The organism is Pseudomonas sp. TWI628 (assembly GCF_039673865.1).
In the GTDB taxonomy this organism is placed as follows: Bacteria; Pseudomonadota; Gammaproteobacteria; order Pseudomonadales; family Pseudomonadaceae; genus Aquipseudomonas.
In genome coordinates this window covers 50,054-74,321 of sequence record NZ_JBDJMM010000027.1, presented here as the reverse complement: position 1 = coordinate 74,321, position 24,268 = coordinate 50,054, and the positions used below count along the sequence as shown (strand labels likewise).

General features: G+C 64.0%; 23 protein-coding genes. 14 read left to right on the top strand and 9 right to left on the bottom strand.

Annotated elements, in window-relative coordinates:
* Positions 1-102 precede the first annotated feature (102 nt).
* Both ABE528_RS20635 and ABE528_RS20630 read left to right on the top strand, forming a co-directional pair.
* On the top strand, positions 103-492 hold the full coding sequence (locus ABE528_RS20635; RefSeq protein WP_152958142.1) for a histidine kinase: 390 nt from the start codon (positions 103-105) through the stop codon (positions 490-492).
* A gap of 78 nt (positions 493-570) precedes the next feature.
* Positions 571-852 (top strand): DUF3509 domain-containing protein, encoded by a 282-nt coding sequence (locus tag ABE528_RS20630; protein ID WP_152958141.1) that lies wholly within the window; start codon positions 571-573, stop codon positions 850-852.
* Positions 853-989: 137 nt separating this feature from the next.
* Here ABE528_RS20630 and ABE528_RS20625 read toward each other — a convergent pair whose 3' ends face one another.
* Complete coding sequence (locus ABE528_RS20625) at positions 990-1,862, bottom strand: TIGR02285 family protein (RefSeq protein ID WP_346653946.1); 873 nt, start codon at positions 1,860-1,862, stop codon at positions 990-992.
* Positions 1,859-3,058 (bottom strand): CaiB/BaiF CoA-transferase family protein, encoded by a 1,200-nt coding sequence (locus tag ABE528_RS20620; RefSeq protein ID WP_346653941.1) that lies wholly within the window; start codon positions 3,056-3,058, stop codon positions 1,859-1,861. Before ABE528_RS20620 ends, ABE528_RS20625 begins: the two co-directional genes overlap by 4 nt.
* 133 nt (positions 3,059-3,191) lie before the next feature.
* Here ABE528_RS20620 and ABE528_RS20615 point away from each other — a divergent pair, with 133 nt between their 5' ends.
* Both ABE528_RS20615 and recJ read left to right on the top strand, forming a co-directional pair.
* Positions 3,192-3,734 carry a YaeQ family protein gene (locus tag ABE528_RS20615; protein ID WP_103445451.1) on the top strand — a complete coding sequence of 181 codons (543 nt, stop codon included), beginning with the start codon at positions 3,192-3,194 and terminating at the stop codon, positions 3,732-3,734.
* A 30-nt stretch (positions 3,735-3,764) separates the two neighbouring features.
* Positions 3,765-5,474 carry a single-stranded-DNA-specific exonuclease RecJ gene (recJ, locus tag ABE528_RS20610; protein WP_346653940.1) on the top strand — a complete coding sequence of 570 codons (1,710 nt, stop codon included), beginning with the start codon at positions 3,765-3,767 and terminating at the stop codon, positions 5,472-5,474.
* Between the two features lie 91 nt (positions 5,475-5,565).
* Here recJ and ABE528_RS20605 read toward each other — a convergent pair whose 3' ends face one another.
* Both ABE528_RS20605 and ABE528_RS20600 read right to left on the bottom strand, forming a co-directional pair.
* Positions 5,566-5,829, bottom strand: coding sequence for a DUF3077 domain-containing protein (locus ABE528_RS20605; RefSeq protein WP_159411560.1), 264 nt, complete (start codon positions 5,827-5,829; stop codon positions 5,566-5,568).
* A gap of 81 nt (positions 5,830-5,910) precedes the next feature.
* Positions 5,911-6,192, bottom strand: a complete 282-nt coding sequence (locus tag ABE528_RS20600) for a hypothetical protein (RefSeq protein ID WP_152958133.1) — start codon at positions 6,190-6,192, stop codon at positions 5,911-5,913.
* Between the two features lie 452 nt (positions 6,193-6,644).
* Here ABE528_RS20600 and ABE528_RS20595 point away from each other — a divergent pair, with 452 nt between their 5' ends.
* A complete protein-coding gene (locus tag ABE528_RS20595; RefSeq protein WP_152958132.1) occupies positions 6,645-7,751 on the top strand; it encodes an NADH:flavin oxidoreductase/NADH oxidase in 1,107 nt (368 codons plus the stop codon).
* 450 nt (positions 7,752-8,201) lie between these two features.
* Here the strand turns inward: ABE528_RS20595 and ABE528_RS20590 are convergent, their stop codons facing one another.
* From ABE528_RS20590 to ydcS, 5 genes are all read right to left on the bottom strand, one after another.
* Complete coding sequence (locus ABE528_RS20590) at positions 8,202-9,626, bottom strand: gamma-aminobutyraldehyde dehydrogenase (protein WP_346653939.1); 1,425 nt, start codon at positions 9,624-9,626, stop codon at positions 8,202-8,204.
* 17 nt (positions 9,627-9,643) lie between these two features.
* The gene (locus ABE528_RS20585) at positions 9,644-10,450 is read right to left on the bottom strand and encodes an ABC transporter permease (RefSeq protein ID WP_261942894.1); all 807 of its coding nucleotides are present in this window, start codon (positions 10,448-10,450) and stop codon (positions 9,644-9,646) included.
* The gene (locus ABE528_RS20580; protein WP_152958129.1) at positions 10,440-11,342 is read right to left on the bottom strand and encodes an ABC transporter permease; all 903 of its coding nucleotides are present in this window, start codon (positions 11,340-11,342) and stop codon (positions 10,440-10,442) included. The genes ABE528_RS20585 and ABE528_RS20580 overlap by 11 nt, the downstream gene beginning before the upstream one ends.
* 1 nt (position 11,343) lies before the next feature.
* Positions 11,344-12,384 (bottom strand): ABC transporter ATP-binding protein, encoded by a 1,041-nt coding sequence (locus ABE528_RS20575; RefSeq protein ID WP_152958128.1) that lies wholly within the window; start codon positions 12,382-12,384, stop codon positions 11,344-11,346.
* Between the two features lie 87 nt (positions 12,385-12,471).
* Entirely contained in the window at positions 12,472-13,623 is a 1,152-nt protein-coding gene (gene ydcS, locus ABE528_RS20570) for a putative ABC transporter substrate-binding protein YdcS (protein WP_152958127.1), read from the bottom strand.
* A gap of 216 nt (positions 13,624-13,839) precedes the next feature.
* On the opposite strand from ydcS, the gene ABE528_RS20565 reads away from it, so the two are divergent.
* From ABE528_RS20565 to prfB, 9 genes are all read left to right on the top strand, one after another.
* Positions 13,840-14,526 (top strand): tellurite resistance TerB family protein, encoded by a 687-nt coding sequence (locus ABE528_RS20565; RefSeq protein ID WP_346653938.1) that lies wholly within the window; start codon positions 13,840-13,842, stop codon positions 14,524-14,526.
* Positions 14,527-14,654: 128 nt separating this feature from the next.
* Positions 14,655-16,277 (top strand): methyl-accepting chemotaxis protein, encoded by a 1,623-nt coding sequence (locus ABE528_RS20560; protein WP_346653937.1) that lies wholly within the window; start codon positions 14,655-14,657, stop codon positions 16,275-16,277.
* A gap of 5 nt (positions 16,278-16,282) precedes the next feature.
* A complete protein-coding gene (locus ABE528_RS20555) occupies positions 16,283-16,789 on the top strand; it encodes a chemotaxis protein CheW (RefSeq protein ID WP_152958125.1) in 507 nt (168 codons plus the stop codon).
* Entirely contained in the window at positions 16,786-18,039 is a 1,254-nt protein-coding gene (locus ABE528_RS20550) for a protein-glutamate O-methyltransferase CheR (RefSeq protein ID WP_152958124.1), read from the top strand. The genes ABE528_RS20555 and ABE528_RS20550 overlap by 4 nt, the downstream gene beginning before the upstream one ends.
* Positions 18,036-18,701: a chemotaxis protein CheW gene (locus ABE528_RS20545; RefSeq protein WP_346653936.1), complete on the top strand. Its 666-nt coding sequence runs from the start codon at positions 18,036-18,038 to the stop codon at positions 18,699-18,701. The genes ABE528_RS20550 and ABE528_RS20545 overlap by 4 nt, the downstream gene beginning before the upstream one ends.
* On the top strand, positions 18,698-20,980 hold the full coding sequence (locus ABE528_RS20540; protein WP_346653935.1) for a hybrid sensor histidine kinase/response regulator: 2,283 nt from the start codon (positions 18,698-18,700) through the stop codon (positions 20,978-20,980). Before ABE528_RS20545 ends, ABE528_RS20540 begins: the two co-directional genes overlap by 4 nt.
* Positions 20,977-21,990 (top strand): chemotaxis response regulator protein-glutamate methylesterase, encoded by a 1,014-nt coding sequence (locus tag ABE528_RS20535; protein WP_152958121.1) that lies wholly within the window; start codon positions 20,977-20,979, stop codon positions 21,988-21,990. The genes ABE528_RS20540 and ABE528_RS20535 overlap by 4 nt, the downstream gene beginning before the upstream one ends.
* Before the next feature lie 51 nt (positions 21,991-22,041).
* Entirely contained in the window at positions 22,042-23,046 is a 1,005-nt protein-coding gene (wspR, locus tag ABE528_RS20530) for a Wsp signal transduction system regulator diguanylate cyclase WspR (RefSeq protein WP_152958120.1), read from the top strand.
* A gap of 92 nt (positions 23,047-23,138) precedes the next feature.
* Positions 23,139-24,234 (top strand): peptide chain release factor 2 gene (gene prfB / locus ABE528_RS20525; protein WP_152958119.1). Its coding sequence is split into 2 segments (ribosomal slippage): positions 23,139-23,210 and positions 23,212-24,234, totalling 1,095 coding nucleotides; the frame shifts between segments, so codons are not numbered across the junction.
* Positions 24,235-24,268 lie beyond the last annotated feature (34 nt).

Genomic DNA, 24,268 nt, shown 5'->3' with positions numbered 1-24,268 from the left:
CCCCGGATTTCAGGATTTTCCTATACCTCTATCGGAATTGTCCTATGTAAGGCTGTTGAAGCCTTGCCTAGAGTGACCGGTCCTTCCCCCAAGGAGCGGCACATGCGACAGCCCTACGTGTTGATCCACCCGGCACGCCCATCCCACCAGATCCTCCTGCACCAGGCCTGCAACGCCCAAGGCCTGTTCAATGTGCGCGTCACCCACGACCTGGCCGACCTCGACACTTGCCTGGCCCGCCAACCGAGTGCCGACCTGCTGATCCTCGACCATGCCGTGGGCGACGGCCTGGCCCTGCTCGAACGGGCCTGTTGCGCCCGTGCCGTGCTGTTCGTCGGCCATGCCAGTGCAGGCTGCCCGAACCTCGCCCATGAAGCCCGGCGCCAAGGCCTGTGGGTCCTTGCCGACCTCCCTTGGCCCTTGCCTGTCGGGCGCTGGCAACAAGCCCTGCAACGTATTCAAACTGTCACGTCGCCCACGCATGCTCACTGACACAGCCGTGGCGTAACGAACTTTTCGCCACGCTTGCTGGTCAGTTCCTTCATGTCCCATTACAAGCGAGTGATCCGGATGGAAAGAATCTGCAGACTGCTCAACGACGCCCTTACCCCCTACCAGGCCAGGCTGGGAGCCACGGATGCCAGCGGCAACCGCCAATTGACCGTATACGACAGCCTCGGCGGCACGGCCTTGCAACGTACGGTCAGCCAGCGCCAGCTGCAGGAGCAAAGCCTGCTGATCGACCTGGTAGACGGCCTGCACCGAGACCTGCAGATTGTCGAGGGGCGCTTGCAGCCCTGTGTGATTGCGGCATTGCAACAGCGCCAGCAGCCACAGGGAACCTTTGCCTGAGTGGCCTATCATAATCATCAGGGGCAGCCGGCCAGTGCACAGCTCCGGTACTGGCAGGTTGTCACGGGAAGTCCATGAGGACTTTCGATTGGCCCCGGGCGTCTTCCCCAGCGCCCGGGGTTTCTTTTGCGCGCTGGCTAACGCGCTTCGAAGAAGTGCTTGCTCTCTTCCAGGTAGGCAGCGCGCAGCTCGGGGTCAAGCCAGTGTGCATACAGGGCAGGCAGGGTATTCAGGCGCAGGGCCGGTAGCAACTGGTCGATATGGCTGATGGCGGCGCGCCCCAGCGGCGTGTCCGAGCAGCCCACGTGCAGGAACTGGTAGCGGTCCACGCCCTGGATCGGATGGAACTGATAGTCCGCTGGCGAGCCGCCGTGTTGCTGAATCAGGTAGCGCACTTCCGGCCAGTAGCCCAGCACCAGTTGCAGGCGCCCGAGCTGTTGCATCTGCAGCAGGTTGGCTGTGGCATCGTTGCCGTAATGGCGGTTGAACGCGGAGTCGGGCAGTTGGCGCAGGATCTCGTCGACCTGGCTGCTGTAGCTGCGCTCGGCGACGATGCCGAGCTTCAGCCGGGTATTGCCGAGCAAGCCTTTGAGGTCGACCTGCTGGCCGTCAAGGAACGGTGCCAGCATCGTCTGAGCGGTGTTGCGCACCACCACGCCGCTGCTCATCACGCCGAGCGACGGTTGCGAGAAATGTACGAACTTCGCGCGCTCCGCGGTCCATAGCAGTGTCGGGTCGCAGGTAAAGCTGGATGGGTCCTGAAGCATCTGGATCCCGCGAGCACGGTTGACCCGGACGATACTGTGCTCGTATTCGGGCATCTGCTCGATCAGCAGCGGTAGCATCTGGTCGATAACCCCCTGGCCTTTCTCCGTGCCTTCGAACACGGTGAAGGGCGGCAGGTCGCGCACCAGCCACAGCAGGCGCTCCTTGCCCTGTGCCGGTGGCACCAGCAGGGTCAGCAGCAGCGCCCCGAACAGGGCCAGCGTACGCATCTGCGGCAGCCTCAGACCGTGCCCGCCTGGCGCAGGCTGGCGATTGCCGCCTGGTCATAGCCCAGGGTGGCCAGCACGGCATCGGTGTGTTCGCCGAGCCTCGGGCCCACCCACTCGGCAGAGCCTGGGGTGTCCGAGAGCTTGGGCACGATGCCCGGCATCTTGAATGGCTTGCCGTCAGGCAGGCGTGCCTGGAGGAACATTTCCCGAGCCAGGTATTGCGGGTCGCTGAACATGTCCTCGGCCGAAAAGATACGGCTGGCCGGAACTTCGGCGTCGGTGAGCACCTGCATCAACTGGTCCAGCGGCAGGCTGTTGGCCCAGCGGTCGATCACCCCGTACAGCTCGTCACGGCGTGCGTCGCGGCCATCGTTGCTGGCCAGGCTCGGGTCATCGGCCAGGTCGGTGCGGCCGATGGCCTGCATGAACCGCTTGAAGATAGCGTCACCGTTGGCGCCGATCTGCACATGCTTGCCGTCGGCGCTGGTGTGGATGGAGGAGGGCGTGATGCCCGGCATGATGTTGCCGGTACGCTCGCGGATGAACCCGAACACGTCGAATTCCGGGACCATGCTTTCCATCATGGCGAAGATCGCCTCGTACAGCGCCACGTCCACCACTTGGCCCTGGCCACCGTTAACCTCGCGATGACGCAGTGCCATCAGCGCGCCAATCACCCCCCACAGTGCAGCGATCGAATCACCGATGGAAATCCCGGTGCGTACCGGCGGGCGGTCGTCGAAGCCGGTGATGTAACGCAGCCCGCCCATCGATTCACCGACCGCACCGAACCCCGGCTGGTCCTTCATCGGCCCGGTCTGGCCAAAGCCGGACAGGCGTACCATGACCAGGCGCGGGTTGAGGGCGTGCAGCACGTCCCAGCCCAGGCCGAGTTTTTCCAGCACGCCGGGGCGGAAGTTCTCGATCAGGATGTCCGCCTCGCCGAGCAGGCGCTTGAGCACTTCACGGCCTTCGGGGTGCTTGAGGTTGAGCGTCAGCGACTGCTTGTTGCGCGCCTGCACGAACCACCACAGCGACGTGCCCTCGTACAGCTTGCGCCATTTGCGCAGCGGGTCACCGCCGTCTGGCGACTCGACCTTGATCACTTCAGCGCCGAATTCGGCGCAGATGCGCGAGGCGAACGGCCCGGCGATCAGGGTGCCGAGCTCGATGACTTTCAGGCCGGCGAGGGGTTTGCTGGGCGTAGACATGGGGCATCCGTGGCAACTGGTCAGAGCCGTGGTTTTAGCATAGGTCCGCAGCCACCGATACTGCTCCGGCGCAAGCGCAGGCAGGATCGGTTAGACTAGGTGACTTTTCTCTACGCACGAAGCCCATTCGACCATGGCCCAGCCGTCCACCACCTACAAATTCGAACTGAACCTGACCGACCTCGATCGCGGCGTGTATGAAAACGTCCGCCAGACCATCGCTCGTCACCCTTCGGAAACCGAAGAGCGCATGGCCGTGCGTCTGCTGGCTTATGCCCTGTGGTACAACGAGAATCTGTCGTTCGGCCGTGGCCTGTCTGATGTCGATGAAGCGGCGCTGTGGGAAAAGAGCCTGGATGACCGCATCCTGCACTGGATCGAAGTCGGTCAGCCGGATGCCGATCGCCTGACCTGGTGCTCGCGCCGCACCGAGCGCACCAGCCTGCTGGCCTACGGCAGCCTGCGCGTGTGGGAAGGCAAGGTAGTGAGCGCAGTCAAAGGCCTGAAGAACCTGAGCATTGCCGCCGTGCCGCAGGAAGTGCTGGAAGTCCTGGCCACCGACATGCCACGTACCATCAAGTGGGATGTGATGATCAGCGAAGGCACCGTGTTCGTCACCGATGACCGTGGCCAGCACGAAGTGCAACTGCAATGGCTGCTCGGTGAGCGTGGCTGAACCGACTGACACCTGACTGCCGAAGACACCATGCGTATCGAACCCCGCCCGCTGCCCCCGACCCTGCCATTTCTGGGTAACCTGCCACCCCTGCTGACCCGCCTGTATGCCGCCCGCGGCGTGCAGTCCGAGGCTGAACTGGACAAGAGCCTGGCGCGGCTGGTGCCGTATCAGCAACTCAAGGGCATCGAGGCGGCGGTGGACCTGCTGGTCGAAGCCCTCGATCAGCGCCAGCGCATCCTTATCGTTGGCGACTTCGACGCTGATGGCGCCACCGCCAGTACCGTTGGCGTGCTCGGCCTGCGCCTGCTGGGCGCGGCCCACGTCGACTACCTGGTGCCCAACCGTTTCGAATATGGCTATGGCCTGACCCCGGAGATCGTCCAGGTGGCGCTCGAGCGCCAGCCGGACCTGCTGGTGACCGTCGATAACGGTATCTCCAGTGTTGAAGGTGTTGCCGCCGCCAAGGCTGCCGGGCTCAAGGTGCTGGTCACCGACCACCACCTGCCGGGCCAGCAGTTGCCCGATGCTGACGCCATCGTCAATCCGAACCAGCCTGGTTGCGAATTCCCGAGCAAGTCGCTGGCCGGCGTGGGGGTGATCTTCTACGTGCTCATGGCCCTGCGCGCCCGACTGCGCAGCCTGGGGCGTTACGACACGCAGCCGCAGCCGAACATCGGCGAGCTGCTCGACCTGGTCGCGCTGGGCAGTGTCGCCGACGTGGTGCCGCTGGATGCCAACAACCGCATCCTCGTCCACCAGGGCCTCGAGCGCATCCGCGCCGGCCGCGCGCGGCCTGGCCTGAAGGCCATCCTGGAAGTGGCGCGGCGCGACCATCGGCGCATCACCTCCACCGACCTCGGCTTCATCCTCGGCCCACGGCTCAATGCCGCCGGGCGCCTGGACGACATGAGCCTGGGCATCGAATGCCTGCTGTGCGAGGACCAAGCCCTGGCCCAGGACATGGCCCAGCAGCTGGATGACCTGAACCAGGACCGCAAGTCGATCGAGCAGGGCATGCAGCGCGAGGCTCTGGCCCAGCTCAAGGACCTGCCGGTCGAGTCCATGCCTTATGGCCTGTGCCTGTTCGATGCCGATTGGCACCAGGGCGTGATCGGGATTCTCGCCTCGCGCCTGAAAGAGCGTTACCACCGGCCAACCATCGCCTTCGCCGATGCTGGCGACGGCATGCTCAAGGGCTCGGCGCGTTCGGTGCCGGGCTTCCATATCCGCGATGCGCTGGATGCAGTGGCGGCGCGCCACCCGCAGTTGATCAGCAAGTTCGGCGGGCACGCCATGGCGGCGGGGCTGTCCCTGCCCGAAAGCAATTTCCCGGCGTTTGCTGAAGCCTTCGATGAAGAAGTGCGGCGCCAGCTGCGTGAGGAGGACCTGACCGGTCGTCTGCTCTCGGACGGCAGCCTGGCCGTGGAAGAATTCCACCTCGACCTGGCCAAGGCCCTGCGCAATGCCGGGCCTTGGGGGCAGCACTTCCCCGAGCCGCTGTTCCATGGGGTGTTCCAGCTGGTGGAGCAGCGCGTGGTCGGCGAGCGGCACTTGAAGGTGGTGCTCAAGAGTGAGTGTGGCTCGGTGCGGCTGGATGGTATTGCCTTTGGTATAGACCGTGAGGTGTGGCCGAACCCGACGGTGCGTTGGGTGGAGCTGGCGTACAAGCTGGATGTGAACGAGTTTCGTGGGAATGAGAGTGTGCAGTTGATGATTGCGCATATGGAGCCGCGCTGAGTTTATCGCCAGGTGCCTGCCTTGGTTTTTGCGGTGGGGCACAAATCGAGCGCTGCAGTCCTTTCGGCGAACACCTGGCCGCCCAGACACGTTAGCGTGTCATGCCTAGCTCGGCATCATCCATCAGTGCCTTGGCCATGGCACTCAGGTAATGGGATGCCCAGATCATCATCGGTTTTTCATCCATCAGGCCGATGATGGTCAGCTCTCTTACATAGCCCATCAACTCCGAGGCCTGCTCGCGGGCATCCCGGCAGGGGATGCCGGGTTCGATGCGGAACAGGGGATGGGTCTGGTGTTCGCCTTGGAAAAACGTGGTTTTGCCGACGGTGAATTGGGTGTCGTCTGTGGTCATCGATTCCTCTCCTGAAATTTTTTGATGGCCTGTTCTGGCCTCTTCGCGGGTTTACCCGCGAAGAGGCCCGCAACTCCAACCTCAATGAAGGTTGGTACTCCGCTCCAAGGCCAGTGACAGCGCATCCGCCTGGCCCCATGCAATCTGCATGGCACGCAGCCCATTCACCAGCGATTCCCGGGTGCGGTCATCTTCGATGGCATCGAGGGTTCGGTGGCAATGGTTGTAGGCAAGCATCAGGTAATGGGTGACGTTCATCACCACGTGGTCGATGGGCACGATGCCCTCGCTGACGGCGTTGGTGAGGGTCTTGTCGGAGGGAAGGTCGAAATGATGGGGTGGATCGGGGACGATCTTTTTCATAGCAATTCCTTGAAGATTAAAGGAGTTGCCACCGCCGTTTCCACACGAAGGGCGGCAACTGTACACGGGGTGGAAAACCGGTCTTCAAGGAACCCCGGTAGGCCATACGGCCTCCCGTGTACAGCTGCCATTACGACAGGCACTTGAAGATTGTCCGGGTTTCCACACCCGCATCGCTGATGTTTTCAGCGACACGAAAAGCCTAAAGGGCGGTGTTTCCAGGGACAATCAGACGCGAGTCGACAGGGCTTGTAGGATATTTTCCTCAGCCAGGCACCGCCAGTTCATATGCGTAGGAAACGTCTGATACATGCGTCGGACCAGTCAGCAATCCCACTGAACCTTCCCCCCCACCAATCTGGTCTAGTCTGATTAATGACCGGCATCGGGCCAGGGATGTGCACTTGAGTGTCCGGGCCGGATCACCATTGGAGTCCTTGGGAGGTGCCCTCATGAGCCTGCTGCTCGAGCCTTACACCCTGCGTCAGCTGACGCTGCCCAACCGCATCGCGGTCTCGCCGATGTGCCAGTATTCCGCCGTCGATGGCCTAGCCAACGATTGGCATCTTGTTCACTTGGGCAGCCGCGCCGTGGGTGGCGCTGGCCTGGTCATCAGCGAAGCCGTCGCGGTGACTGCCGATGGTCGCATCACTGCCGAAGACCTCGGCCTGTGGAACGACGACCAGATTGCCCCGTTGCAGCGCATTACCCGTTTCATCACCGCTCAAGGCGCCGTCCCCGGTATCCAGCTGGCCCACGCCGGGCGCAAGGCCAGTACCTATCGGCCGTGGCTGGGCAAGCAGGGCAGTGTGAAGCTCGAAGACGGCGGCTGGCAGCCCGTGGGGCCGTCGAAGATTGCCTTCGATCCGCAACACACACCACCACGCGAGTTGAGCAAGGACGAGATTCAGGACGTGATCAACGCCTTCGTCGCCTCGACCGAGCGGGCGCTCAAGGCCGGCTTCAAGGTGGTCGAAATCCACGCCGCCCATGGTTATCTGCTGCACCAGTTCCTTTCACCGCTGAGCAACCAGCGCCGCGATGAATATGGCAGCTGCTTCGAGAACCGTATCCGCCTGACCCTGCAAGTGGTCGAAGCGGTGCGCAGCGTCTGGCCGGCTGAATTGCCGCTGTTTGTCAGGGTATCGGCGACCGATTGGGTTGAGGATGGCTGGAACCCGGATGAAACCGTGGAACTGGCCCGTCGGCTGCGGGTGCTGGGTGTCGACCTGATCGATGTGTCCTCCGGTGGTACCTCGGTCAACGCCGAAATCCCCACTGGCCCTGGTTACCAAACTCGCTTCGCCGAGCGCGTGCGCAAGGAGGCGGAAATCGCCACCGGTACCGTCGGCATGATCACTGAACCGGCCCAGGCCGAGCATATTCTGCGCACCGGGCAGGCCGACGTGATCTTCCTGGCGCGGGAGCTGCTACGCGATCCTTACTGGCCGCTGCATGCCGATGATGATCTGGGCGGTAACAAGGCCACTTGGCCTGCGCAGTATCAACGGGCGACCAGCCGCGCCAACCCGATTCACGAGTCGGATTTGCGCGATTGATAAGGGCCGTAGACCCTGTGGGAGCCGCGCTTGCCGGCGATGGGCCGCAAAGCGGCCCCGGCAATTTATGCAACAACCTTGAGATCGTGGGGCCGCTTCGCGGCCCATCGTCGGCAAGCGCGGCTCCCACAATGGTTGCGTTACATCCGGACTTGGTGTTTGACTTCCAGATAGTCATCCACCGCTTCTTTGAAGGCTCCAGAAAGCGTTCGACGTGATCGGGTATGAAACCCGACGATATCGCGGGTGGTGCAAAGATGCCCCACCCACAAGCGATCCTCTTTGCTGTATTTCACTATTGCTCGGTGTCCCCGATATTCCATGCCTTCTGGCTTCCTGATCGTGTGTTTTCGATGATCACAAAGTAATGGAAGCAAGATCAGGAATGGGCTGAAGGCAATGTAGGAAAGCGCCTGGTTTGAGGTCCAAGCCTCAATCCAGGCATTGCCTTCAATGCTTGATCATCACATGCCGCACACAGGTGTAATCCTCCAGCCCATACATCGACATGTCCTTGCCATACCCCGAATGCTTCTGCCCGCCATGGGGCATTTCGCTGACCAGCATGAAGTGGGTATTGACCCAGGTGCAGCCATACTGCAACCGCGCCGCCAGGCGGTGGGCGCGGCCGGTGTCGCGGGTCCACACCGATGAGGCCAGGCCGTATTCGGAATCGTTGGCCCATTCCAGCGCCTGCTCCTCGGTGCTGAAGCGGGTCACCGAGACCACCGGGCCGAACACCTCGTTGCGAACGATCTCGTCATCCTGCAAGGCGTCGGCCAGCACGGTCGGTTCGAAGAAGAAGCCATCCCCCGCAATCACCTTGCCGCCCGTCACCAGGCGGATATGCGGCTGGGCGATGGCGCGCTGGACCAGGCCAGCCACCTTGTCGCGGTGCTGGGCGCTGATCAGTGGGCCGAGTTCTGTATCTTCGGCATCCTGCACGCCTGCCTTGAGGCTGGAAACGGCCTTGCCCAGGCGCTCGACGAAGCGCTCGTAGATCCCCGCCTGCACATACAGGCGACAGGCTGCGGTGCAGTCCTGGCCGGCGTTGTAGAAACCGAACGTGCGGATGCCGTCGATCGCTGCGTCGATATCGGCGTCGTCGAACACCAGCACCGGCGCTTTGCCGCCCAGCTCCATGTGCATGCGTTTCACGCTGCTGGCGGTGGCGCCAATGATGTGCGCGCCAGTGGGAATGGAACCGGTCAGCGAGACCATGCGCACCTTGGGGTGGGTAACCAGTGGGTTGCCGACCGTCTGCCCGCGGCCGAACAGGATGTTGAGCACGCCAGGTGGCAACAGGCCCTTCGCCAACTCGCCCAGGCGCAAGGCGGTCAACGGGGTCAATTCGGAGGGTTTGATGACCACGGTATTGCCGGCCGCCAAGGCGGGGGCGATCTTCCACGCCAGCATCATCAGCGGGTAGTTCCACGGCGCGATCGAGGCCACCACGCCCAGCGGGTCGCGGCGGATCATCGAGGTATGGCCCGGCAGGTATTCGCCTGCCGCCGAGCCGCCAAGGCAGCGGGCGGCCCCGGCGAAGTAACGGAACACGTCGGCGATGGCCGGGATTTCGTCGTTCAGGGCGGCAGCGAACGGCTTGCCGCAGTTCTGCGACTCCAGCCGGGCCAATTCATCGCCATGGGCTTCGATGGTATCGGCCAGGGCCAGCAGCGCCAGGGAGCGCTCCTTGGGGCTGGTTTGTGACCAGCTGTCGAAAGCCTGGTCGGCGGCGCGCACGGCGCTATCGACCTGAGCCTCGGTAGCTTCGTTGATCTGCGCCAGGGCGCTGCCCTCGGCGGGGTTGAGCACGGTCCAGGTCGGGCCATCGCCCGCGACCAGCGTGCCGTTGATCAGCATTTTGCTTTGCATGGAGGACTCCTTGGGGGTCATTTGCCGCTGCCCGCAACGCTTTCGCCGCCACGGGTCAGGTAATAGGCGCCGAGGATCGGCAACATGGTCACCAGCATCACCAGCATGGCGACCACGTTGGTCACCGGCACGTCGCGCGGGCGGCTGAGCTGGTTGAGCAGCCAGATCGGCAGGGTGCGCTCGTGGCCGGCGGTGAAAGTGGTGACGATGATCTCGTCGAATGACAGGGCGAACGCCAGCATGCCGCCGGCCAGCAGGGCCGAGCCGAGGTTGGGCAGGATGATGTAGCGAAAGGTCTGCCAGCCGTCGGCACCGAGGTCCATGGACGCTTCGATCAGGCTCTGCGAGGTGCGCCGCAGGCGGGCGATCACGTTGTTGTAGACGATCACCACGCAGAACGTGGCATGGCCTATCACGATGGTGAACACGCCGGGCTCTATCCCCAGGCGCTTGAAGGCCGAGAGCAGGGCGATGCCGGTGATGATGCCGGGCAGGGCGATCGGCAGGATCAGCATCAGCGAGATGCTTTCCTTGCCGAAGAAGCTGCGCCGGTACAGCGCCGCCGAGGCGAGGGTGCCGAGCACCAGCGCGATCAGCGTGGCCAGGCAGGCCACCTGCAGCGACAGCTTGATGGCTTCGAGCACGTCGGGGCGGGCGAAGGCCACGGCAAACCAGTTGAGGGTAAAACCCTTGGGCGGGAAGCTGAATGCCGCGTCTTCGGTGTTGAAGGCGTACAGGAAGATGATCAGGATCGGGAAATGCAGGAACAGCAACCCGCCCCAGGCCGCCAGGCGCAGGCCGACAGACGCTTTTTCAGAGTGCATCGAAGGCTCCCAGGCGCTTGACGATGGACAGGTACACCGCGATCAGCACGATCGGCACCAGCGTGAACGCCGCTGCCATCGGCATGTTGCCGATCGCCCCTTGCTGGGCATAGACCATGCTGCCGATGAAGTAACCCGGCGGGCCGACCAGCTGTGGCACGATGAAGTCACCCAGGGTCAGCGAGAAGGTAAAGATCGAGCCGGCGGCAATGCCGGGGATCGACAGCGGCAGGATCACCTGCCAGAACGTTTGCCCAGGCCTGGCCCCCAGGTCTGCCGAAGCCTGCAGCAATGACGGCGGCAGGCGCTCCAGCGAGGCCTGGATCGGCAGGATCATGAACGGCAGCCAGATGTACACGAACACCATGAAACGCCCCAGGTGCGAGGTCGACAACGTGCTGCCGCCAACGCCGGGCACGGCCAGCACCGCCTGCAGCAGGGCATCCAGGTGCAGCTGCTGGACGAACCACTGGGCCACGCCACCCTTGGCCAGCAGCAGGGTCCAGGCGTAGGTCTTGACGATGTAGCTGGCCCACATCGGCATCATCACCGCGATGTAGAAGAACGCCTTGGTCTTGCCGTTGGTGTAGCGCGCCATGTAGTAGGCAATCGGGAAGGCCAGCACCGCACTGGCCAACGATACCGCCACGGCCATGGCCAGGGTGCGCAGGATGATGTCGAAGTTGGACGGGTTGAACAGCGCGGCGAAGTTGCCCAGGGTCAGCTCCGGGGTTACCGCCATGGTGAAGTCGTCGAAGGTGTAGAAGCCTTGCCACAGCAAGCTGAGCAGCGAGCCCAGGTAGATGGCGCCGAACCAGGTCAGCGGCGGGATCAACAGCAATGCCAGGTAGAGGTTGGGGCGCCGGTACAGCAGGTCGGATACGCGGCGCATGTCAGCGGGCCTCGGCCAGGACGGTTTCCTGCAGCGCGGTCATTGCTTCGCGTGGCCAGCGCAGCTGCACGTGCTGGCCGGCCTGCCAGGGCTGTGGTTGCGCCTGCCAGCGGTCATTGGCGTGGCTTACGGCCAGCAGCTGGCCGCTGTCCAGCTGCACCTCATAGCGGGTGGCACTGCCCTGGTACTGGATGTCGCGCAGCAGGCCGCTGACTTGCACGTCTTGCGCCTGGCCGGGCATGTCCACCAGGCGGATATGCTCGGGGCGAATGGAAAACGGTGAGCGACTGCCACTGAGCTGTTCGGCGAGGTCACCGCGGATGACGTTGGAGGTGCCGACGAATTCGGCGACGAAGGTGGTCGCGGGCTTCATGTACAGGTTGCGCGGCGTGTCGACCTGCTCGATGCGCCCGCGGTTGAACACCGCCACCCGGTCCGACATCGACAGCGCTTCGGTCTGGTCGTGGGTGACGAAGATGAAGGTGATGCCCAGCTGGCGCTGCAACTTCTTCAATTCGCCCTGCATCTGTTCGCGCAGCTTCAGGTCGAGCGCCCCCAGCGGCTCGTCGAGCAGCAGCACCCGTGGCCGGTTGACCAGGGCGCGGGCCAGGGCCACGCGCTGGCGCTGGCCGCCGGAAAGCTGCGCCGGTTTGCGTTCGCCGTAGCCGGCCAGGGCGACCATGGCCAGCGCTTCTTCGGCGCGGGCATGGCGTTCGGCCTTGGCCACGCCCTTGACCTTGAGGCCATAGGCGATGTTGTCGCGCACGTTCATGTGCGGGAACAGGGCGTAGTCCTGAAACACGGTGTTGACGTCGCGCTGGTAGGGCGGCACGCCAGCGGCTTCGACGCCATGGATGCGGATCGAGCCGCTGTTCGGTTGCTCGAAGCCGGCGATCAGGCGCAGGCAGGTGGTCTTGCCCGAGCCGGAGGGGCCGAGCATGGAGAAGAATTCGCCGTCATCGATGTCGATGCTGACCTGGTCGACGGCCTTGACCTCGCCGAAGGTGCGGGAAACCTGGGTGAACTGGACGGCTAGGGGCATGCATGGGCTCCGAACAATGTCTGTCTCCGGTACCGGCCTCTTCGCGGGTAAACCCGTGAAGAGGCCGGTACCGGCTATCAACCGGCGTCAGCGCCCGCCCATGATCGCAATGTAATCCTGGGTCCAGCGGCTATACGGCACGAACTTGCCGCCCTGGGCCTGCGGGGTTTTCCAGAAGGCGATCTTGTCGAAGTTGTCGAAACCGTTGGTCTTGCACCCTTCAGCCCCCAGCAGTTCACTGCCGGTACAGGCTGCCGGCACTGCCGGCAACGAGCCGAACCAGGCGGCGACATCGCCCTGCACCTTGGGTTGCAGCGACCAGTCCATCCACTTGTAGGCGCAATTGGGGTGCTTGGCCTCGCTGTGCAGCATGGTGGTATCGGCCCAGCCGGTAGCGCCTTCCTTCGGGATGGTCGAGGCAACTGGCTGGTTCTCGGCCTTCAGGCCATTGACCATGTAGCCCCACGAACTGGAGGCGACCACGCCTTCGTTCTTCACGTCGCTCATCTGCACGGTGGCGTCGTGCCAGTAACGGTGAATCAGCGGTTGCTGCTGGCGCAGCAGTTCGAGCACGGCCTTGTACTGCGCCTCATTGAGTTCGTACGGGTCCTTGATGCCCAGTTCGGGTTTGGCCGTCTTCAGGTACAGCGCCGCGTCGGCGATGTAGATCGGCCCGTCATACGCCTGCACGCGGCCTTTGTTCGGCTTGCCATCGGGCAGGTCCTGCGGCTCGAACACCACGTTCCAGCTGGTCGGTGGCTGCTTGAAGGTATTGGTGTTGTAAAGCAGCACGTTCGGGCCCCACTGGTACGGCGTGCCATACACCTGTTTGTCGACCACGTACCAGTCACCGTTCTGCAGGCGCGGGTCGATGTTTTTCCAGTTGGGGATCAGCGCGGTGTTGATGGGCTGTACGCGCTTGCCGACGATCAGGCGCAGCGAGGCGTCGCCGGATGCGGTGACCAGGTCGTAGCCGCCCTTGGTCATCAGGCTGACCATTTCATCGGAAGTGGCCGCAGTCTTGACGCTGACCTTGCAGCCGGTTTCCTTTTCGAAACCGGTGACCCAGTCATAGGCCTTGTCGCTTTCACCGCGCTCGATGTAGCCGGGCCAGGCGACGATATCCAGCCGGCCTTCGCCGGCGCCCAGGGCCTTGGGCATCTCGGCAGCCTGCAGGCCGGCGCTGGCCAGCAGCGCGCCGGTTGCGGCGCCGAGCAATGCGGTCTTGTGCACTGACATGGTGTTCCCTCTTCTTGGAGATCTTGGTCGGGGCAGTCGTCAAGAAAGCAGTGAAGCAATGGTTATAAGCGTAGTCGCCTGTGCAAGTGCTTGGCGATGACGAGTCTAGTTGGCTTTTTGCCAGCTAACGCAACATCCGGAAGCAAATCCTTGGGTGGCGTGCCGGGTGGCAAGCCTTACTCTGGGCGTTCCTTTCCGTACCGTGGAGACATGCGCATGAACACCCGGGGCCTGCTCGACCAGTTGCTCAAATCCGGCCAGGAGCTGCTCAGCAAGCAATCTGCTGCGGGCAAACCGTCGGCTGGCGCTGGTGGGTTGGGCAACCTGCTATCCGGGGCCGGAGGAGGTGCCTTGGGGGCGGGGGCGCTGGGCCTGTTGCTGGGCAGCAAGAAGGCCCGCAAATATGGCGGCAAGGTGCTCACCTACGGTGGCCTGGCCGCGCTGGGGGTGCTGGCCTACAAGGCCTATGGCAATTGGCAGGCACGCCAGGGCGCAGGCCAGGGCGCCGAGCCGCAAACCCTCGACCGCCTGCCGCCGGCCCAGGCCGAGCAGCACAGCCAGGCGGTGCTCCGTGCACTGGTGGCGGCGGCCAAGTCCGATGGCCATATCGATGACCGCGAGCGTGCCCTGATCGAAGGCGAGCTCACCCGCCTGGACAGCGACCGCGACCTGCAGCACTGGCTGCACGATGAGCTGAACAAGCCGCTGGACCCGGCCGAAGTCGCCCGCGCCGCGCAAACGCCGGAGATGGCGGCCGAGATGTACCTGGCCAGCGTGATGATGGTCGATCAGGAAAACTTCATGGAGCGCGCCTACCTCGACGAACTGGCCCGTCAGTTGCGCCTTGACCCGGCCCTGCGCCAGGAACTGGAGAGCCAGGTGCGGCTTGCCGCAGGCCAATGAACGGGCAAATGGCCTGTCCGTCAGGGATAGAGGCCTGAATACCTCGCATTTCAGCCGCAAAAGCGTAGGAAGCCTGGGCTATACTTCGGCGATTTTTCCCGCTCGTTGTGAATTCCTGAGGGCTGAATGTGAAGAACTGGACCTTGCGCCAACGGATCCTGGCAAGTTTCGCCGTGATCATCGCCATCATGCTGCTGATGATCGTAGCCGCCTACTCGCGGCTGGTGACGATCGAAAGTGCCGAGGAGGCCGTGGGGACAGACAGCATTCCAGGTGTCTACTACAGCTCGATGATCCGCAGCGCCTGGGTTGACAGCTACGTCACCAGCCAGCAGCTGGTGGGCCTGTCCAACCGCCGTGAAATCACCCCGGCCGACATGGAGCTGTTCAAGAGCTTCGAGGATCGCCTCAAGCAGTACATGGCCAGCTACCAGGGCACCATCCAGGATACCGACGACCAGGAGCGCTTCGACACCTTCGTCAAACTTGAGGAAAACTACCTGAAGATCGTCGGCCAGGTGCTTGAAGCTTATCGGCAGCACAACTACGCCGAAGCCGAACGGCTGATTGTCGAAACGCTCACCCCGGCCTGGGTGGAAGGGCGCAAGCACCTCAACACGGTGATCGAGCACAACCGTCAGTCGGCAGACGCGGCGACCCATGAAATTGTCAGTGCCGTGAGCACTGCCAAGGGCAGCATGATGGTCTCGCTGCTGCTGGCGATCGTGGCTGCCGGCATATGCGGCTTGCTGCTGATGCGCGCCATCACCGCACCGGTACAACGCGTGGTGCATGCCCTCGACAAACTGCGTTCGGGCGACCTGAGCATGCGCATGAGCCTGGACCGCAAGGATGAATTCGGCGCCATCGAAAGCGGCTTCAACGAAATGGCCGAAGCCTTGGCCAACCTGGTGGCCCAGGCGCAGCGCTCGTCGGTGCAGGTGACCACGTCGGTCACCGAGATTGCCGCCACCTCCAAGCAGCAGCAGGCCACCGCCACCGAAACCGCCGCCACTACCACCGAGATCGGCGCCACCTCGCGTGAAATCGCCGCCACCTCGCGTGACCTGGTGCGCACCATGACCGAGGTTACCTCCGCCGCTGACCAGGCCTCGAGCCTGGCCGGTTCTGGCCAGCAGGGCCTGGCGCGCATGGAAGAAACCATGCACCAGGTGATGGGCGCCGCCGATCTGGTCAACGCCAAGCTGGGCATCCTCAACGAAAAGGCCAGCAACATCACGCAGATGGTGGTGACCATCGTCAAGGTGGCCGACCAGACCAACCTGCTCTCGCTCAATGCCGCCATCGAGGCGGAAAAGGCCGGCGAATATGGTCGTGGCTTTGCCGTGGTCGCCACCGAGGTGCGACGCCTGGCCGACCAGACTGCCGTGGCCACCTACGACATCGAACAGATGGTGCGCGAGATCCAGTCGGCGGTATCGGCCGGGGTGATGGGCATGGACAAGTTCTCCGAAGAAGTGCGCCGGGGCATGTTCGAGGTGCAGCAGGTGGGTGAACAACTGAGCCAGATCATTCACCAGGTCCAGGCCCTGGCGCCGCGGGTGCTGATGGTCAACGAGGGCATGCAGGCCCAGGCCACTGGTGCCGAGCAGATCAACCAGGCGTTGGCTCAGCTCAGCGATGCCAGCACCCAGACGGTGGAGTCGCTGCGCCAGGCCAGCTTCGCCATCGATGAGTTGAGCCAGGTGGCCGCCGGCCTGCGCGGTGGTGTATCGCGCTTCAAAGTCTGACCACCATGACCGACCTGCATTCTTCCCCGGCAGCGGTGGCCAGCGCCAAGGGCACGCTGTACCTGCAGTTTCGCCTCAACCAGCAGCGCTTTGCCCTGGATGTGCGCGAAGTGATCGAGGTGCTGCCACGCCGGCCGCTCAAGCCGATTGCCCAGGCGCCGGCCTGGGTGGCTGGCATCCTGGCGCATCGTGGTGTCCTGGTGCCAGTGGTCGACCTCAGCGCGCTGAGCTTTGCCCAGCCGGCCGCCGAGCGCACCAGCACGCGTCTGGTGCTGGTGCGTTACCGTCACGAACAGGTGCTGGGCCTGATCCTTGAGCAAGCGACCGAAACCTTGCGCTGCATGGCGGATGAGTTCCAGCCCTATGGCCTGGACAACGGCGAAGCGCGCTATTTGGGCCCGGTCCGCCAGGACGCCCAGGGCCTGCTGCAACGGATAGACGTGGATGACCTGCTGACAGAGCGCGTGCGCGAACTGCTGTTCCCGCAAGCGCCAGAACAGGTGGCGCCATGAGCGAGCAACGTTTCTTCCGCTTCCTGCAGGAACGTATCGGCCTGGATGTCGAGTCGGTTGGCGTGCCGATGGTGGAGCGGGCCCTGCGCCAGCGCTGCGTCGCGTTGCATGCCGCTGATCTGGATGACTACTGGGTGCGCCTGCAGCAATCGCCGGATGAGCAACTGGCCCTGATCGAGGCGGTGATCGTCCCGGAAACCTGGTTCTTCCGCTACCCGGAGTCGTTCACTGCGCTGGTCGGCCTGGCCCAGAAACGGCTGGCCGAACTGGCCGGTGAGCGGCCATTGCGCCTGCTGAGCCTGCCGTGCTCCACCGGCGAGGAACCTTATTCGCTGGCCATGGCCTTGCTCGATGCGGGTATGAACCCGGCCGATTTTCGTATCGACGGTATCGATATCAGCCCTAGCTCGGTAGCCAGAGGCATACAGGGCGTCTATGGGCGCAACTCGTTCCGCGGCACCGACCTTGGCTTTCGCGAGCGGCATTTCCGTGAACATGAAGACGGCCACAAGCTGGATGAGCGGGTACGCCAGCAGGTGAATCTGGAAGTGGGCAACGTGCTCGACCCGGCGTTGGCCGGCCGCAATGGCCAGTACGATTTCGTGTTCTGCCGCAACTTGCTGATCTATTTCGATGTACCGACCCAGCAGCGGGTGTTCGAAGTGCTCAAGCGCCTGGCGCAACCGCAGGGCGTGCTGTTCATTGGCCCTGCCGAAGGCAGCTTGCTGGCGCGGTTGGGCATGCGGCCGCTGGGCATTGCCCAGTCGTTTGCCTACGTTCGTCAGCCTGCCGATGTGCCGGCTGTACCCGCCCAGCCTCTACGGCAGCTGCCCGCTGCGGTGGTTTCAAGCCGCCCGCGGCCCGCATCGGTGCCACCTGCGCGGCCCCTGCGTGTGGTGCCACCTGCTGCCTTGGCAGCCGAACCGCAGGAGAGCGAGAGCGAGTTGCTGGCCAACATCGCGCGCCAGGCCAATGCCGGTGACAGCGCCCAGGCCCGCGCCAGCTGCGAGCGCTACCTGCGCCAGTTCCCACCCAAGGCCCAGGTCTATTACTGGCTGGGGCTGCTGAGCGATACGCAAGGTGATGCACAACAGGCGTTAAGCCTTTATCGCAAGGCACTGTACCTGGAGCCGCAGCATCCTGAGGCATTGTTGCACCTGGCCACGTTGCTGGCTGCCCAGGGTGACGAAGCCGGTGCCCGCCGCCTGCAGGAACGTGCGGCACGTGCTGGCCGGGAGTCTGAACGATGAAAGCCGAACACGCGATCGAGCTGCTGGCCAATGACGATGAGCGCATCGACGACTGCTGGAACCGTATTGGTGTACACGGCAACAAGGACTGCCCATTGCTGGAGCGGCATATCCATTGTCGCAACTGCGAAGTCTACGCCGCGGCGGCCACGCGCCTGCTTGACCGCTATGCGCTGATCGAAACGGACCTGGCGCACGAAACCGCGCCCGCCGAAACCTTGGCCGGGCGTTCGCTGCTGCTGTTCCGCCTGGGCGAGGAGTGGCTCGCCCTGGCCACTGTCTGCCTGGCCGAGATCGCCCCCCTGCAAGCGGTGCATTCGTTGCCGCATCAACGCTCCCGGGCCCTGCAAGGGGTCGCCAATGTGCGCGGCGCGCTGGTGCCGTGCCTGTCATTGGGCGACCTGCTGGGCGTGGAGCGTTTGTCCGAGCAGGCGCGCAGCGGTCGGGCGATGCCGCGCATGTTGATCCTGGCAGCGTCGGGTGGGCCGGTGGTCATGGCGGTGGACGAGATCGACGGCATTCACCGCCTCGATACCACTTTGCAGGGTGCGACCGAGGATGCCGCACCGTTCACCGCTGCGGTCTTGCAGTGGCGGGGGCGCAGTGTGCGGGTGCTGGACGATCAACATTTACTGTCTGCCGTGCAGCGGAGCCTGTCATGACCCCAGAGCAAATGCGCGACGCATCGCTGCTCGAACTGTTCAGCCTGGAGGCCGAGGCGCAGACCCAGGTGCTCAGTGCCGGGCTGATGGCACTGGAACGCAACCCGACCCAGGCTGACCAGCTGGAAGCCTGCATGCGTGCGGCCCATTCGTTGAAAGGTGCGGCGCGCATCGTCGGCATCGATGCCGGTGTCAGCGTCGCCCATGTCATGGAAGACTGCCTGGTGGCGGCCCAGGAAGGCCGGCTGCTGTTGCGCGCAGAGCACATCGATGCACTGCTGCGCGGCACCGACTTGCTGATGCACATCGCCATGCCCGGCGATCCGAATGGCGAGGCATTGGTGCCGGCGTTCCTGGTGCAGATGGCCGGCCTGCTCGACCCTGCTGGCGCGTCGGTAGCGGCAGCGGTTGCACTTGAGCCGGCGCTGCCCGTGGCCCCACCATCCCAGGCTGATCCTGAGCCGATGGCGCCTGTCGTCGAGGCCGAGCCCGCTGCACCGCTCAAGGCCGGCAAGCGCACAGGCGAGGGCAGCGAGCGGGTTTTGCGGGTGACCGCCGACCGCCTGAACAGCCTGCTCGACCTGTCGAGCAAGTCATTGGTCGAAACCCAGCGCCTCAAACCTTACCTGGCCACCTTGCAGCGCCTCAAGCGCATGCATGGCCAAGGCATGCGGGCCCTCGACGGCCTGAAAACGCAGCTTGAAGACAGTGGCCAAAGCTCCGAAGTGCTGGATGCACTGGCCCAGACCCAGCGCCTGTTGCTGGAAACCCAGCAGATCCTGCAGCAGCAGGCCGCCGACCTCGACGAGTTTGGCTGGCAGGCCAGTCAGCGAGCTCAATTGCTGTACGACACGGCATTGGCCTGTCGCATGCGCCCGTTTGCCGATGTGCTCACTGGCCAGAGCCGGATGGTTCGCGACCTGGGGCGTTCGCTTGGCAAGCACGTGCAATTGCAGATCGAAGGCGAGAAGACCCAGGTTGATCGCGACGTGCTGGAAAAGCTCGAAGCGCCCTTGATCCATTTGCTGCGCAATGCTGTCGACCATGGCATCGAGCTGCCTGAGCGGCGCCTGCTGGCGGGTAAGCCGGAGGCAGGCACGATCCGCCTGCGCGCCTCGCATCAGGCCGGGTTGTTGATCCTCGAGTTGAGCGATGACGGTGCTGGCATCGACCTTGAACGGCTCAAGCGCAACATCGTCGAGCGCGGCCTGTCGCCGGCCGATACCGTGGCGCAGATGAGCGAGGCCGAGCTGCTGACCTTCCTGTTCCTGCCGGGCTTCAGCCTGCGCGACAAGGTCACCGAAGTGTCCGGCCGTGGTGTCGGCCTGGATGCGGTGCAGCACATGGTCCGCGACCTGCGCGGTTCGATCGAGCTGATCCAGCTGCCCGGCCAGGGCTGTCGTTTCCACCTGGAGGTGCCGCTGACCCTGTCGGTGGTGCGCAGCCTGGTGGTGGAAGTGGGTGGCGAGGCTTATGCGTTCCCGCTGGCGCATATCGAGCGCACCCTTGAGGTGGCGACTGATGACATCGTGCAGATCGAGGGCCGCCAGCACTTCTGGCACGAGGGCCGGCATATCGGCCTGGTGGCTGCCAGCCAGTTGCTCAATCGGTCGGCAGGGCAGGGGGAGGCCAGCAGCCTGCGGGTGGTGGTGATCCGTGAGCGCGAGCAGCTTTACGGGGTGGCCGTGGAGCGCCTGGTTGGCGAGCGGGTGCTGGTGGTGATGCCGCTCGACCCGCGCCTGGGCAAGGTCCAGGACATCTCCGCGGGTGCCTTGCTGGACGATGGCTCGGTGGTGTTGATCATCGATGTCGAAGACTTGCTGCGCTCGGTCGAAAAACTGCTCAGCACGGGCCGCCTGGAACGTATCGAGCGCGGCGCGCAAGGGGCACGAGGCGCCAGCCGCAAGCGCGTCCTGGTAGTCGACGACTCGCTCACCGTGCGCGAGCTGCAACGCAAGCTGCTGAGCAACCGTGGTTATGACGTAGCGGTGGCGGTGGACGGCATGGACGGCTGGAATGCCCTGCGCAGCGAAACGTTCGACCTGCTGATCACCGACATCGACATGCCGCGCATGGATGGCATCGAACTGGTCACTCTGGTGCGCCGCGACCAGCGGTTGCAGTCGCTGCCGGTGATGGTGGTGTCGTACAAGGACCGTGAAGAAGATCGCCGGCGTGGCCTTGACGCGGGGGCCGACTACTATTTGGCAAAGGCCAGCTTCCACGATGATGCGTTGCTGGATGCCGTGGTGGAGCTGATCGGAGGTGCTCAGGGATGAAGGTCGCCATCGTCAACGATATGCCCATGGCGGTAGAGGCGTTGCGCCGGGCCCTGGCCTTCGAGCCGGCACACCAGGTGATCTGGGTGGCCAGCAACGGCGCCGAAGCCGTGAGCAAGTGTGCCGAGGACACCCCCGACCTGATTCTCATGGACCTGATCATGCCGGTGATGGATGGCGTCGAGGCGACCCGGCGGATCATGGCCGAAACGCCTTGTGCCATCGTCATTGTCACGGTCGACCGCAAGCAGAACGTGCACCGGGTATTCGAGGCCATGGGCCATGGCGCGCTGGATGTGGTCGACACCCCCGCAGTGGGGGCGGGTGACGCACGTGAGGCAGCGGCGCCGCTGCTGCGCAAGATCCTCAATATTGGCTGGTTGATCGGCCAGCAGCGGCCCGGCGCCAGCAAGTCGGTCGCCGCTCCCCTGCGCGAGGCCTCCCAGCGCAGTGGCCTGGTGGCCATTGGCTCGTCCGCAGGCGGCCCGGCAGCGCTCGAAGTGCTGCTCAAAGGCCTGCCGCGAGGCTTTGGCGCCTCGATCGTGCTGGTCCAGCATGTTGACCAGGTGTTCGCCGCTGGCATGGCCGAATGGCTCGCCAGCGCCAGCGGCTTGCCGGTGCGCCTGGCCCGCGAGGGCGAACCGCCGCAGCCCGGGCAGGTGCTGCTGGCCGGCACCAACCACCACATCCGCCTGCTCCAGGGTGGCCAGCTGGCCTACACTGCCGAACCTGTCAATGAAATCTACCGGCCCTCGATCGACGTGTTCTTCGAGAGTGTGGCGCGCTACTGGAACGGCGATGCGGTGGGCGTGCTGCTCACCGGCATGGGCCGTGATGGCGCCCAGGGCCTGAAGCTGATGCGCCAGCGGGGCTTTCTGACGATTGCCCAGGACCAGTCCAGCAGTGCGGTCTACGGCATGCCCAAGGCCGCTGCGGCTATCGATGCTGCAGTGGAGATCCGCCCGCTGGAACGCATTGCCGGGCGCTTGATGGAACTCTTCGCAAAATGACGACTTGTATTGAATCGCGCCGCCTGGGCGGCCGTGGTCAGGTGAATTCGAATGACTGATCTACCGATCGAAGGGTTCGCGACCCCCAATGAAAACATGGCGATGGTCCTGCTGGTCGATGATCAGGCGATGATCGGCGAAGCGGTCCGTCGTGGCCTGGCCCACGAAGAGAACATCGATTTCCACTTCTGCGCCGACCCGCACCAGGCGGTGGCCCAGGCCATGCGCATCAAGCCCACGGTGATCCTTCAGGACCTGATCATGCCCGGCCTGGACGGCCTGACCCTGGTGCGCGAGTACCGCAACAATTCGGCCACCCGGGACATCCCGATCATCGTCCTGTCGACCAAGGAAGACCCGCTGGTCAAGAGCGCAGCCTTCGCCGCCGGTGCCAACGATTATCTGGTCAAGTTGCCAGACAACATCGAACTGGTGGCGCGCATCCGCTACCACTCGCGCTCCTACCTGACCCTGCTGCAGCGCGACGAGGCCTACCGCGCCTTGCGTGTCAGCCAGCAGCAGTTGCTCGACACCAACCTGATGCTGCAGCGGCTGATGAACTCCGACGGCCTCACCGGCCTGTCCAACCGCCGCCACTTCGACGAATACCTGGAGCTGGAGTGGCGCCGCGCCATGCGCGAGCAGCAGCAGTTGTCGTTGCTGATGATCGATGTCGATTACTTCAAGGTGTTCAACGACAGCTTCGGTCACCTGGCCGGTGACGAGGCGCTGCGCCAGGTCGCCGAGGCCATTCGCGGCTCCTGCTCGCGGCCGACCGACCTGCCGGCGCGTTATGGTGGCGAAGAGTTTGCCCTGGTGTTGCCCAACACCTCGCCCGGCGGTGCACGCCTGATCGCAGAAAAGTTGCGCCAGACCGTGCTCGGCCTGAACATTGCGCACAGTGCGCCGACGGCGGACTCGCGGCTGACCGTGAGTATCGGCCTGGCAACCCTGACCCCGGCCATCGGCAGCCATTGCCGGCAGCTGATTTCGGCGGCGGACAAGGGCCTGTATCTGGCCAAGAACAGCGGGCGCAATCAGGTCGGCATTGCCTGAGGCCGATGCGGCTGCCCAACGGGCTGCCGCGGCTCTTTGGATGGGTTATACTCGCGGGCTTTTCACCGAATTCGCACGAGAGCTGCCCGCCCATGGAAATCCAACCGATTCTGAACACCATCAAGGACCTCACCGAGCGTTCGCAGTCCATTCGGGGGTATCTTTGACTACGATCACAAACATGATCGTCTGGTCGAAGTAAACCGCGAGCTGGAAGACGCAGCCGTCTGGAACAAGCCCGAGTACGCCCAGGCCCTGGGCCGCGAGCGTGCCATGCTGGCGCAGGTCGTCGAGACCCTGGACAAGATGGCCAACGGCCTTGCCGACTGCAAGGACCTGCTCGACATGGCTGTCGAGGAAGGTGACGAAGGCGCTGTGAGCGATGTCGAGACCGAGCTGCAGGCCCTGGAAGAATCCCTGGCCCAGCTTGAGTTCCGTCGCATGTTCAGCGGCGAGATGGACATGAACAACGCCTACCTGGACATCCAGGCCGGCTCCGGCGGCACCGAGGCGCAGGACTGGGCCAACATCCTGCTGCGCATGTACCTGCGCTGGGCCGACAAGCGTGGCTTCGACGCCACCATCATCGAGCTGTCCGAAGGTGAAGTCGCCGGCATCAAGGGCGCCACCGTGCACATCAAGGGCGAGTACGCCTTCGGCTGGCTGCGTACCGAAATCGGTGTGCACCGCCTGGTGCGCAAGAGCCCGTTCGACTCCGGTGCGCGTCGCCACACCTCGTTCTCGGCGGTATTCGTGTCCCCCGAGATCGACGACAAGGTCGAGATCGAGATCAACCCGTCCGACCTGCGCATCGACACCTACCGCTCCTCCGGTGCCGGTGGTCAGCACGTGAACACCACCGACTCTGCGGTACGTATCACCCACGTGCCGACCAACACCGTGGTGGCCTGCCAGAACGAACGCTCCCAGCACGCCAACAAGGACACCGCCATGAAAATGCTGCGGGCCAAGTTGTACGAGCTGGAAATGCAGAAGCGCAATGCCGCCTCGCAGGCGCTGGAAGACAGCAAGTCGGACATCGGCTGGGGCCACCAGATCCGTTCCTACGTGCTGGATGACTCGCGCATCAAGGACCTGCGTACCGGCGTCGAGCGCAGCGACTGCCAGAAGGTCCTGGACGGCGACCTCGACCAGTACCTGGAAGCGAGCCTCAAGCAGGGGCTGTAAGCCGCACATCACTGCCGCGCTACCTGGCCACCCG